We start from the raw sequence: 12,704 nt of genomic DNA on the forward strand, positions 1-12,704 counted from the left end.
CCTAAGTACAACTATGGTTGGCTTCATGCTACCACAGATGACGCCAGGAGGGAAGAACATTGCTTTGTATGAAGGGCGATGAAGTCAAGATGAAGTCCGGCGAAATAGGCATCGTAACCGATACATGGGGGATTGCCCGGGATTGGTGCAAAGTGAAGGCAAATGACGGGCAAATCATTATTACCATGACAGAAAATATTGAATCAATCCTCAAACATAACCGAGAGAAATCGAGGAGGAAGCCATGATAAAAATTAGCAAGCTCGAAATCGAAAACGTCAAGCGTGTCAAGGCAGTCAAAATCGAGCCGACAAGCTCGGAATTGACGGTGGTTGGTGGGAAGAACGGTCAAGGTAAGACGAGCGTGTTGGATTCCATTGCTTGGGCATTGGGCGGTAATAAGTATCGCCCTTCCCAGCCCGACCGTGAAGGGTCGGTTGTTCCTCCATATCTCCATCTCGTCCTGTCCAATGGTCTGATCGTTGAGCGTAAAGGTAAAAACTCCGACTTAAAAGTCATCGATCCGAACGGCCAGAAAGGCGGTCAGCAGCTGCTTGATAGTTTTGTCGAAGAGCTGGCAATCGATTTACCGAAATTCATGAATTCCACGAGCAAGGAAAAGGCAAATATCCTGCTCCGCATTATCGGTGTTGGTGACAAGCTTCATGAGCTGGAAACCAAGGAAAAGGAAATTTACAACCAGCGCCATACCATCGGTCAGATTGCTGATCAGAAAGCCAAATTTGCCAAGGAACAACCGTATTTTCCAGACGCACCGAAAGAACCGATTTCTGCGTCCGAGCTGATCCGCCAGCAACAAGAAATTCTTGCCCGAAACGGCGAGAATCAGCGCAAGCGGCAACAATTGAATTACTTAGAAACAGAGCGCGAGGCAAAGGGAAAAGAAATTGCGCGATTGGAAACAGAATTGCTAAAGCTCAAGGAAGAGTATATGAAAATAGGCGAAGATTTGGCGATTGCCCGAAAAGACGCGCTTGACCTACGCGACGAATCGACCGCGGAATTGGAAGCCAATATTCAGCAAATCGACGAGATCAACCGCAAGGTCAGAGCTAACCTGGACAAGGACAAGGCCGAAACGGATGCAAACGACTACCGCGTACAATACGAGGCATTGACAGGCAATATCACAGCGATCCGTCAGCAAAAGACAGACTTGTTGACGAATGCGAATTTGCCGCTGCCTGGGCTGTCCGTTGAGGATGGAGAGCTGACCTATAACGGGCAGAAGTGGGACAACATGAGCGGCGCTGAGCAATTGAGGGTAGCCACCGCGATTGTACGCAGGCTCAAGCCAAATTGCGGATTTATCTTGTTGGACAAGCTTGAGCAAATGGATCTGGAGACTTTGAACGAATTCGGTCGTTGGCTGGAGCAGGAAGGGCTGCAGGCAATTGCAACACGCGTCAGCACTGGCGATGAGTGCTCGATCATCATCGAAGACGGGTACGTTGCAGGGCAGGAAGGCGTTCAGTTGCAACAGCAGCCAGGAGCGATCGATCCGGCCCCAACATGGAAAGCAGGTGAATTTTAATGCAAGTCATCAGTGGAAAGGTAGAAAAGGCCAAGAAGGTGGTAATTTATGGGCCGGAGGGTATCGGGAAATCCTCACTGGCGGCCATGTTCCCAAAGCCCATCTTCATTGATACAGAAGGATCGACGACGGAACTTGATGTTAACCGTCTGCCCAAGCCGTCAAGCTGGGAGATGATCAACCAACAAGTTAGATGGGTTATGACACAAATTGGGAGATATGAAACGCTCATAATCGATACGGTCGATTGGGCCGAAATGCTGTGCGTGGAATGCATTTGTGCCAAGCATCAGAAGAATGGCGTTGAGGACTTCGGCTATGGCAAAGGTTACATCTACGTAGCGGAGGAATTAGGTCGCTTTTTGAACCTTCTCAGCGACGTAATCGAAGCCGGTATTCATGTCGTGCTGACTGCTCACTCACAGATCATCAAGTTTGAGCAGCCGGACGAGATGGGAGCTTATGACCGTTACCAGCTCAAGCTTGGACCAAAAACTGGTTCGAGAACGGCAGCACTCGTCAAGGAATGGGCTGATATGGTCCTGTTCATTAATTACAAAACGTTCTCTGTTGCTACGGACAAGGAGGGCAAGAAGAACAAGGGGCAAGGCGGAGCACGCACGGTCTATGCCACGCATCATCCAGCGTGGGATGCGAAAAACCGTCACGGGCTACCGGACGAATTCCCACTGGACTACTCCTATATTGCCCACATCTTCAATGGTTCCACAAAAGTTACAACAAGTACACCACCTCAACCAGTACAGCGTAGTGCCAAGGAAATAGAGTATGACCTTGTAAATGGTTTACGGAACGCTATTTTAGATGAACAGAAACAGCAGCAAGCTTGGGGCCAGATGACCGGGGAGCAGCAGATGGCACAGGAGCAACAACCTTCTGCCGAGGATGCATTGAAACCGCACATCCCTAGTAATATTCCACCTTCATTGCGCGACCTGATGGTTCAACATCAGGTGTCAGAAAACGAGATTCAGATCGTGGTGAGCAAAAGAGGATACTATCCGATGGATACACCGATTGCGAATTATGATCTTGGTTTTGTTGAAGGCGTTCTTGTGGGTGCGTGGCAGCAAGTACTCCAAATGATTCAAGATACCAGAAATGATTTGCCATTTAATTAACAGCGGGAGGAATTACACATGACCCAAATGGATAGAGAACTTGGATGGGATGACGAGATTCAGAAGGACGGCGGGGAATTTATTGTCCTGCCTGACGGTGATTACAACTTTACAGTTACGAAATTTGAGCGCGGTCGGTTCGGGGGCAGCGAGAAAATGCCGCCATGCAATCAGGCGAAACTGGAACTAAAGATCCATTCTCCCGAACATGGTGACGTTGTTGTATTCCATAATTTGTTCTTGCATACGAAAACCGAAGGGTTGTTGTCCAATTTCTTTGCCGGTATCGGCCAAAAGAAGAAGGGCGAAAAGCTACGTATGAACTGGAACGCGGTTGTAGGCTCTAAAGGCCGACTGAAATTGGAGATCAATCGATTCAAAAATAGCAAAGGCGAGGAGCGGACTAATAACCAGGTAAAGTCCTTTTATCCATATGAGGAGGTATTCGGACAGCAGCAACAACAGCCAACGCAACCGCAATACCAGCAACAAAATCAGTATCAACAGCAACAACAATATCAGCAACAACAACAGCAGTATCAAGCACCGTTTCCGACAGGCGGACAGCAGCAAGGTGGCGGATTTACTCCTGGCCAGTTTTAGGAGGGGCGTATGTCTGAAACAGTATTGATTCAAGACGAACGCTTTACTTGCATTGGTAAGCCTGCATATGGGCTTTTCAAAAAGTGGCGGGATTTACCAGGGTGCGGACTAAAGTGGGAACATGACACGCCAGATGGGAAATGCCCGGTATGCCGTGGGAACTTAATTCCGACGTCGATGGTTGGGCCGCAGCACCGTATTTCTGGCGGGAACGTGGAGGTAATGAAACGATGAATTTACGACCTTACCAACAGGAGGCGCGGGATTCCATTCAATCTGAATGGGAAAACGGCGTGAAAAGAACGCTTTTGGTCCTTCCGACTGGTTGCGGCAAGACAATCGTGTTTTCGAAGGTCATCGAAGATCGGGTAAGGCTGGGCGAGCGCGTGCTCGTCCTGGCCCACCGAGGCGAGCTGCTAGATCAGGCAGCTGACAAGCTTGAAAAATCTACTGGTCTGAAATGTGCTAGGGAACAAGCCGAGGAAACGTCAGTCGGAAGTTGGTTCCGTGTTGTGGTTGGCAGCGTGCAAACAATGATGCGTGAAAAGCGCCTGGAAAAGTTTGATCGTCAATTCTTCGACTCGATCATCATTGACGAAGCACATCATTGCTTATCAGAGAGCTATCAACGTGTTCTGAAATATTTCGATTCAGCAAATGTCTTAGGCGTGACTGCTACACCGGACCGTGGAGACATGCGCAATCTCGGAAGCTATTTCCAGAGCTTGGCCTATGAATACACGCTGCCGAAGGCTATCAAGGGTGGGTATCTCAGCCCGATCAAGGCTATGACTATCCCTTTACAACTGGACTTAACAGCAGTTGGTCAGCAGGCTGGTGACTTCAAATCAAGCGACTTGGGAACAGCCCTGGACCCGTATCTGGAATCGATAGCGGCGGAAATGTGGCGAGTGGCGCAGGACAGAAAAATTGTGGTATTCCTTCCGTTGGTGAAAACAAGTCAAAAATTTGCCAATATTTTGAATTCGTTTGGATTCAAGGCTGCAGAGGTAAACGGCGATTCACAAGATCGAGCGCAAATTTTGGAAGACTTTGATCGGGACAAATATAACGTCCTATGCAACTCCATGCTGCTAACAGAGGGCTGGGACTGCCCAAGCGTTGATTGTGTCGTTGTCTTGCGGCCAACAAAAGTTCGCAGCTTATACAGCCAGATGGTCGGGCGCGGTACCCGACTACATCCTGGAAAAACTGATTTATTGTTGTTGGATTTCCTGTGGCATACCGAGCGGCACGAGCTCTGCCATCCAGCGCATTTAATTGCTGAGAATGAGGAAATCGCCAAGGCCATGACCAAACAGATTGAGGAAGCCGGAATTGCGCTCGATCTGGAAGATGTCGAAAAGCAAGCTGTGGAAGATGTGATTGCGCAGCGTGAGGAAGCTCTCGCCAAGCAACTTGAAGAAATGAAGAAACGGAAGCGCAAACTGGTCGATCCATTGCAATTTGAAATGAGTATCCAAGCGGAGGATCTAGCTAGTTATGTTCCATCGTTTGGCTGGGAAATGGCACCGCCGAGTGATCAGCAAATCAAGACGCTGGAGAAGTTGGGCATTTTGCCAGATGACATCCATAACGCCGGTAAAGCTACGAAGCTGCTGGAGCGCTTGGACAAACGGCGTGAGGAAGGGTTGACCACGCCGAAGCAAATCCGGTTCCTGGAGCAACGAGGATTCGAGCATGTTGGCACTTGGTCATTCGACAATGCAAAGCGTCTGATCGATCGTATCGCAGCTAATGGATGGCGTTTGCCGGACGGCATAAATCCCAAAGAGTACCGTGGGGAGTAGACAAGAGGAGGATAATATGAACGCTCTTAAATCTGTTCAATTGATGCGCAAGTATGCAAATTGTAAGGAATGCGGTAACGACAAAGTTGGTAATGGTGAAGGGACTTTGCTCATTGAAGACGATATTTTCAAACGCAGTTGCAAATGCGGATGGAGTATTGAAGTGGATGAAAATGATAAGCCTTTGCTAAATCTGACCATAGCAGCCTGGGCGACTATTGGGCCAAGAAAGATTTACGAGATTCATGATAAAGATGATAGATTCTTCGGTTATGTCAGTGTTAATGAATTGCAGAAAATGGGCTACGTAAAGCGTATCGATCATTGCAAAAAGGCGGAGGAGTTTTTCAATACTCCTGATGGATTGGACTGGGTTAAGAAAAATAGATTTTTCAATGTGCAATAAACGCTATGAATTATAGGGTTCAGTTCTACAAAGGCATACGGCTAGAGCTAGCCGGGTACACCGAAGCAATACCCGGAATAAAAAGGCGTTCGATTCAGTGATGGGGGAGTAATAGGATGCAGGAAATTGCAGTTGATAATTTCGCGGGTGGCGGCGGGGCAAGTGTGGGCATGGAACTTGCGTTCGGACGCTCTGTAGATATAGCAATCAATCATGATCCAGCAGCCATTGCCATGCATCTGGCAAACCACCCTGAGACAGAACATTACTGCGAGTCAGTTTGGGACGTTGACCCACGTGAAGTTACACGGGGGCGCCCTGTGGGGCTTTGTTGGTTGAGTCCAGACTGTAAGCATTTCAGTAAAGCAAAGGGCGGTAAGCCGAAAGAGAAAGGAATCCGAGGTTTGGCATGGGTGGCCCTACGTTGGGCGGCAACGGTAAGACCCCGGGTAATCATGCTGGAGAACGTTGAAGAGTTTAAGACGTGGGGGCCGTTGTTAAAAGACGGTATGCCAGACCCGAAAAACAAAGGCCGCGAGTTCAATGCTTTCATCAATGCGCTAAAACGTCAAGGATACCAGGTTGACCACAGAGAGTTGCGGGCATGCGACTACGGCGCGCCAACGATTAGGAAACGCTTCTTTCTGATTGCTCGGTGCGATGGACGCCCGATTGTATGGCCGGAACCGACTCACGGAGATCCAGAGAGTGCAGAAGTCAAATCTGGAAAGCTACTGCCCTGGCGGACCGCAGCGGAGATCATTGATTGGTCGTTGCCATGCCCGTCCATTTTTGAACGGAGAAAGCCTCTGGCAGAGAATACATTGCGTCGGATCGCACGTGGAATCCAGCGTTTTGTGATTAATAACCCGAGTCCCTTTATCGTAAAGGTCAATCATCAGGGAGAGCAATTCCGTGGGCAACAGATCAGCGAGCCGATGCAGACCATTACAGCAAAAAACGGGTGGGGTGTTGTTACTCCTTTTATCGCTCGTATTGGACAGACCGGGTTTGGCGGTGATCGTATGCAGTATGAAGTGGAAGAACCACTTACGACAATTACAACAAAAGCTGAACATTTACTCGTGACGCCAGTATTGGGGGTCAATACATCAGGGCATCCAGGAAGCTCGGTAGATGAGCCTCTTAGAACAGTCACCACAGGCGGTCACCATATGCTAATTAGTCCAGCACTCATCCAGATGGGATACGGAGAGCGGGAAGGTCAACAGCCTCGCGTGCTTGATATTGCAAAACCAATCGGAACGATAACAGCAGGTGGAAATAAATTTGGTCTGGCGACGGCAGAATTAATCGCAGTTCCCCACATTACTAAGTTTCGCACTGGGGCAACAGGCCATGGAGTAGATGAACCATTACACACAGTTACCTCTGGTGCAGGTAGCAAACGACCAGCAGGAGCAGCTCACGCGATGGGAATGGTCACTGCTTTTCTATCCCGACAGTTTGGACAATCGGTAGGACATGCTGCCGATGTGCCGGCTGGGACGATAACAGCCAGCGGCGGCGGAAAGTCTGCACTTGTAACGAGTCATCTTGTGAAGATGCGTGGGACAAACATCGGACATCCAGCCACCGAACCGTTGCAGACAATTACAGCAGGCGGGAACCACTTTGGGGAGGTCAGAGCTTTTTTGATGGCCTACTATGGCAGCAGCGTTGGGCAGAAGGCAGACGAACCATTAGGTACAGTAACGACCCGGGACCGATTCGGATTGGTGACCATTCACGGACAAGATTATCAGATAGTCGACATCGGTATGCGTATGCTGGAGCCACACGAATTGTTCGCCGCCCAAGGCTTCCCTAACACATACATTATTGATCGTGACGCAGACGGCAAGTTGTATCCTAAATCAGCACAAGTGGCACGGTGCGGAAACTCTGTTCCACCACCTTTTGCGGAAGCGCTAGTTAGAGCCAACTTGCCCGAATTATGCACCGGATCGGGAAATTCATTGGCGTTTGAGAGATACAAGCAGCAAGAGGGTCAGTTGCAAATGTCTATGTGAGATGACAGAAAGGGTTGCGAAGCCTATGGAACATAAATTTGATATCGTTGCGCTGCTGGCTTATATTGACCCGGCCTATCTTACCTATCAGGAATGGCTCAACGTTGGCATGGCTCTCAAATATGAGGGCTATACGGCCAGCGATTGGGATGAATGGAGCAAGCGGGACATGGCCCGTTACCATCCCGGCGAATGCTTCAAGAAGTGGACAACATTTGAGGGAACTGGTGGGAAGCCAATCACTGGCGCGACGATCACACAAATGGCGAAGGACAACGGCTGGTTGCCGCGTTCTGGAACAGAAGACCGGGAGCTTGGTTGGGACGATGAAATTGCCGGCGATTATGTAGTGGTCGATAAAAACTGGATCGAAGGCAAAGAAATCCACGAGCCAGCCGTCTGGAATCCAGTACAGCAGCTCACCACGTATCTCTCGACACTGTTCGAGGCATCTGAAAACGTTGGTTATGTTACTGAAACATGGCAAGACGATCAGGGGGAATATAAGCCCACAAAAGGGGCTTGGGACCGGACAGCTGGCGAGCTGATTCAATTACTGAATCAATGCAATGGTGATATCGGGTCCGTGCTGGGTGACTACAATCCAGAAGCAGGAGCCTGGATACGATTCAATCCGCTTGACGGCAAGGGCGTGAAGAACGAGAATGTGTCCGAATTCCGGTACGCCTTGGTCGAGTCAGACACGATGGACATTGAAAAGCAGCATGCAATTATGCGTGAGCTGGAGCTGCCAATCGCTGTTCTCGTGTATAGCGGCGGGAAGAGTCTTCACGCGATCGTTCGCATCGATGCTGTTAGCTATGACGAATACCGGAAGCGCGTAGATTACTTGTACAACGTGTGCAAAAAGAATGGTCTTAGCATCGACAATCAAAACCGCAACCCTTCCAGACTCTCCCGCATGCCTGGCATCGAGAGGAACGGGAAAAAGCAGTTCATTGTAGACACACACATTGGAAAAAGCAGTTGGGCTGAATGGAATGAATGGATTGAGGGAATTAACGACGATCTTCCTGACCCGGAGAGCCTGGCGAGTTATTGGGACAACATGCCTCCACTGGCTCCACCGCTAATAGAGGGTGTGCTCAGGCAAGGCCATAAAATGCTGATGGCTGGGCCGTCAAAGGCTGGTAAATCGTTTTTGCAGATTCAGCTTAGTATCGCTATCGCAGAGGGCATCAAGTGGCTAGGATGGCAATGCACGCAGGGTAAGGTGCTATACGTCAATCTGGAGCTAGACAGCGCCAGCGCCTTAGATCGATTCAAAAACGTGTACCAAGAGTTAGGTCTGCAGCCGCGAAACATCGATAAGATCGATATATGGAATTTGCGCGGTAAATCCGTACCAATGGATAAGCTGGCTCCCAAATTGATCCGGCGCGCGGCCAAGAAAAATTATATCGCGGTTATTATCGACCCGATTTACAAGGTCCTGACAGGCGACGAGAACAGCGCAGACCAAATGGCCCATTTCACGAACCAGTTCGATAAGATCGCTACGGAGCTCGGGGCAAGCGTCATCTATTGTCACCATCATTCGAAGGGGTCACAAGGCGGCAAAAAGTCGATGGACAGGGCAAGCGGCAGCGGAGTTTTTGCCCGCGACCCGGACGCGCTGATTGACCTGGTGGAGCTGGAAGTAACCGAAGCTCTATTAAAGCAAGAAGAGAACAAAGCCGTTTGTGCCGTCTATCAACAGCTCTTTGAAAAATTCAATTTTGACTACTTGGATGAGCATATCTCTCAAGACGATCTACTGAGCGCAAAGGCTATGGAGGATCACGCCAAACGTGCGATTCCGGGGCAGATGGAAGCAGCCAAGGAAACGATAAAGCAGGTGGTTAGAAGCGTCAGTAAACGCTCTGCCTGGCGCGTTGAGGGTACGCTCAGGGAATATCCGAAGTTCGATCCAGTCAATATGTGGTTCCAATACCCCATTCATCGGGTCGATGACGTTGGTAGCTTGAAGGACATTCAACCGGAAGGCGATGCACCGGCTTGGAAGAAGAATTTCACAATGAAGAAGAGTCCAGATGCCAAAAAGAAAGAACAGAAGGAAGCGCTCGAAACGGCATACGAAGCTTGCTCCATAGACGAAAAAATAACGATTAAAGCCATTGCCGAATATATGGGTGTCACCGAAAAAACGGCACGAAATCGTATCAAAGAGCACGGTGGTTTTTGGGTGGATGACGGAGTAGTAGGAAAGAAAGGGTAGGGAAATTCTCGAAAAATTTCCTTCCCTACTCTCCTTCCCTATAAGGGAAATTCTCGATAAATTTCCCTTTCCTTCATAGGGAAAAACTCGAAGTTTTCCTTCCTTTCCCTGAGAGGGAAAAACTCGATGATTTTCGAGAATTTCCGAGGGAAGGAAAAACCCTATTACTACGTAATAGGTAAATTTCCCTTTCCCTAAAGGTCAAGGGGGAAGTGAGGTGGGCTTAAGCTCTGCCCACCACACCTCCCTCCCCTGTTCCTTGACTAATAAAAATTTTCCCTGAGAATTCAAAAAGTTAAAAAATGGAAGTGGTAAAATGGCGACTGAATTTTTTATGTCGATGATTCCCCCGACCGCTACACACCAAGAGAAGAAGGTGACCGTTTTGAACGGTAAGCCGGTCTTTTATGAGCCTGACGATCTGAAAGCGGCGCGGGCAAAGCTGACAGCTTATCTCGGGCAGCATGTACCAAAGCAAAAATATACTGGAGCTCTACGAGTGATCGTCAAGTGGCTATTTCCGATTCCAGAAGGAAGCAAGCATTACGACGGAGAGTGGAAGACAACCAAGCCAGATACTCACAATTTGAACAAACTTCCGTTCGACATCATGACTGATTTGGGATATTGGACTGATGACGCCATTGTGGCTAGTGAGATCATCGAAAAGTTTTGGGCCAAGCTACCAGGAATCTATGTCCGAATCGAAGAGTTATAGCCTATGGATTACAAAGCCTTTTACGACGATGTTGTTAACTGGATCAATCAGGCAAACCAAGCAGCTGCCAAATACGGTATGCATGATGAACAGTTCTGGGCATGGGTAACCGATTCAAGCGCAGCCATAAGCAAGAAGTATCAAGATAATCGACTGGCCATCAAACAAATGCTCATGCTAATTAACTGGCTTGAAGAAGTGTATGAAAACAGTCTCAAAGCAAAAGGATAAACGGTTATTTTGCTGGATAGGCTCGGCCGTCCCTACCAAACAACTTACGGACCACGACGTAAACTCGAACAGCAAGGTCTGGAAAAACAATAGCAATATGATTCGGCGGAATATTTAGCTGCTTCGATTGCACCAACGCAAACGGAATAAAGCGATCGGATAAAACCCTAACTATTGCATTTGTTTCACTCCAAGTAACGACATAGTAAAACGACCTCTCCATACGACAACAACCTCCTTTTTCTAGGAGCGTAACGCGGGAGGATAGGACAAAAAAACAGGGCACACAAGATCAATTATGTAAAACAGGAGGGGAAACCATGCAAGTTTTAAGCTTGGGGGCAGGGGTACAGAGCACGACAATGCTTCTGATGGCAGCACATAGTGAGTTTGATTCCAAACCTGATTTCGCGGTTTTTGCGGATACAGGATGGGAGCCGGCAGGGGTGATGTACCACTTCTTTTGGCTCAAGGCAAAAGTGAAAAAGATGGGAATCCCTGTCCATATTGCAACTAGGGGAGATATTCGTGAGGATTTGCTCCGCGCTTCAAAGGAGCAGTCACGGTCTGTAAACATGCCATTCTTTGTTAAGGGGAGTGACGGCAGAGCATCCATCATTAGGAGGCAATGCACCGAAGAATATAAGATCAATGTTGTTAACAACAAGATTCGAGAATTGCTTGGATACCAAAAGGGAGAACGGATGAAGCATCAAATCACAAAATGGATGGGGATCAGCACGGACGAATTTCAGCGAATGAAGCCAGGTCGCCATAAATGGGAGACGATGTACTACCCGTTAATTGAAAAAAATATGAGTCGCGGTGATTGCCTATTATGGATGAACGAGAATGGATATCCAAGGCCCCCGAAGTCAAGTTGCATTGGTTGCCCATTTCATAACGATAAGATGTGGCTGGATATGCAGGAAAGTGATCCAGAGTCCTTTCGACAAGCAGTTGAATTTGAACGAGAAATCCAAAAAAACGGGTTGAGGCAACTGAACAATGTACCTTTCTTGCATCGATCATTGATTCCGCTAGATCAAATTGATTTCAAGGCTCGATTGGAAGGTAAGCAAATGGATCTAATCAATGATTTCATTAACGAGTGCGAGGGCATGTGCGGTGTTTAACACCAACATTACGTTTGTACTCAGGGAGGGAAAACCGTTGAAATCCATCACCATACACCAGCCGTTTGCGACATTGATTGCTCTCGGTGAAAAACGATTCGAAACACGCAGCTGGTCAACAAGGTATCGAGGTCCAATAGCGATCCATGCCGCAAAGAAAGTGGACAAGGAGATTTGCTTGGAGGAGCCTTTCCGTAGTGTGTTGGCTAAACACGGATATACGGCTGAAAACCTGCCGGTAGGCGCGGTAGTAGCGACATCCATTCTAGCTGCATGCTACAAAACAAACCCATTCGGGCTATCCGATTATGTGCAGCTGGTAAGCGATGAAGCAACCAAATCAATCGATGGAAATGAATTTGCATTTGGTGATTATTCTCGTGGCCGTTATGCCTGGGAGATGACCGAAGTCCAGCTATTAGCCGATCCGGTACCGGCCAAGGGTCAGCAAGGACTCTGGAATTGGGGAGGGAAACAGGATGCAAGCAGGACGTGAGTTAGACAAGCAGGTGGCAGTGGGGCTGGGATGGGAAGTCGATGAACACATCGACATTTACCTCAAGGAGGGTGCGTGGCGTGAAATACCTCACTTCTCCACCAAATGGGAAGGCATGGGCGTGCTGGTGGAGGAAGCGATAAAGAAGCAAGATGTTTACTTGAAATTTGAAGCTGATCCTCATGGATGGTATGAAGCTGGTGCTTGGGACGAACGGGAATGGAGAAATTATGGACCAATAGCATCTGATTCTGCACCATACGCTATGTGCATAGTTTTCCTAAAGGCTATGAGGATCGCTATTTAACATAAGAGGCATAAATCGAAATTAGGA

General features: G+C 48.4%; 13 protein-coding genes. All 13 read left to right on the plus strand.

What is annotated here, in order from left to right; genetic code table 11:
• Positions 1-59 precede the first annotated feature (59 nt).
• Positions 60-248, plus strand: a complete 189-nt coding sequence (locus tag EL268_RS04890; RefSeq protein WP_106656598.1) for a hypothetical protein — start codon at positions 60-62, stop codon at positions 246-248.
• Entirely contained in the window at positions 245-1,555 is a 1,311-nt protein-coding gene (locus EL268_RS04895) for an AAA family ATPase (protein WP_106656599.1), read from the plus strand. Before EL268_RS04890 ends, EL268_RS04895 begins: the two co-directional genes overlap by 4 nt.
• A complete protein-coding gene (locus EL268_RS04900; RefSeq protein ID WP_106656600.1) occupies positions 1,555-2,697 on the plus strand; it encodes an ATP-binding protein in 1,143 nt (380 codons plus the stop codon). Before EL268_RS04895 ends, EL268_RS04900 begins: the two co-directional genes overlap by 1 nt.
• An 18-nt stretch (positions 2,698-2,715) precedes the next feature.
• Positions 2,716-3,300 carry a hypothetical protein gene (locus EL268_RS04905; protein WP_115984558.1) on the plus strand — a complete coding sequence of 195 codons (585 nt, stop codon included), beginning with the start codon at positions 2,716-2,718 and terminating at the stop codon, positions 3,298-3,300.
• 230 nt (positions 3,301-3,530) lie between these two features.
• The gene (locus EL268_RS04910; protein ID WP_106657716.1) at positions 3,531-5,111 is read left to right on the plus strand and encodes a DEAD/DEAH box helicase; all 1,581 of its coding nucleotides are present in this window, start codon (positions 3,531-3,533) and stop codon (positions 5,109-5,111) included.
• 16 nt (positions 5,112-5,127) lie between these two features.
• On the plus strand, positions 5,128-5,517 hold the full coding sequence (locus EL268_RS33820; RefSeq protein WP_106657715.1) for a DUF3797 domain-containing protein: 390 nt from the start codon (positions 5,128-5,130) through the stop codon (positions 5,515-5,517).
• A 116-nt stretch (positions 5,518-5,633) separates the two neighbouring features.
• Entirely contained in the window at positions 5,634-7,550 is a 1,917-nt protein-coding gene (locus EL268_RS04920; protein WP_126435345.1) for a DNA cytosine methyltransferase, read from the plus strand.
• Between the two features lie 25 nt (positions 7,551-7,575).
• Positions 7,576-9,789, plus strand: a complete 2,214-nt coding sequence (locus EL268_RS04925; protein ID WP_106657758.1) for an AAA family ATPase — start codon at positions 7,576-7,578, stop codon at positions 9,787-9,789.
• Positions 9,790-10,105: 316 nt separating this feature from the next.
• On the plus strand, positions 10,106-10,507 hold the full coding sequence (locus tag EL268_RS04930) for a RusA family crossover junction endodeoxyribonuclease (RefSeq protein WP_106657757.1): 402 nt from the start codon (positions 10,106-10,108) through the stop codon (positions 10,505-10,507).
• Positions 10,508-10,510: 3 nt separating this feature from the next.
• The gene (locus tag EL268_RS04935) at positions 10,511-10,738 is read left to right on the plus strand and encodes a hypothetical protein (protein WP_106657756.1); all 228 of its coding nucleotides are present in this window, start codon (positions 10,511-10,513) and stop codon (positions 10,736-10,738) included.
• A 320-nt stretch (positions 10,739-11,058) separates the two neighbouring features.
• The gene (locus EL268_RS04940; RefSeq protein WP_106657754.1) at positions 11,059-11,874 is read left to right on the plus strand and encodes an adenine nucleotide alpha hydrolase family protein; all 816 of its coding nucleotides are present in this window, start codon (positions 11,059-11,061) and stop codon (positions 11,872-11,874) included.
• Between the two features lie 37 nt (positions 11,875-11,911).
• On the plus strand, positions 11,912-12,370 hold the full coding sequence (locus EL268_RS04945) for an ASCH domain-containing protein (RefSeq protein WP_106657753.1): 459 nt from the start codon (positions 11,912-11,914) through the stop codon (positions 12,368-12,370).
• The gene (locus EL268_RS04950; protein ID WP_106657752.1) at positions 12,354-12,677 is read left to right on the plus strand and encodes a hypothetical protein; all 324 of its coding nucleotides are present in this window, start codon (positions 12,354-12,356) and stop codon (positions 12,675-12,677) included. Before EL268_RS04945 ends, EL268_RS04950 begins: the two co-directional genes overlap by 17 nt.
• The last annotated feature ends 27 nt before the right edge of the window (positions 12,678-12,704 follow it).

The organism is Brevibacillus brevis (genome assembly GCF_900637055.1).
Classification (GTDB): Bacteria; Bacillota; Bacilli; order Brevibacillales; family Brevibacillaceae; genus Brevibacillus; species Brevibacillus brevis.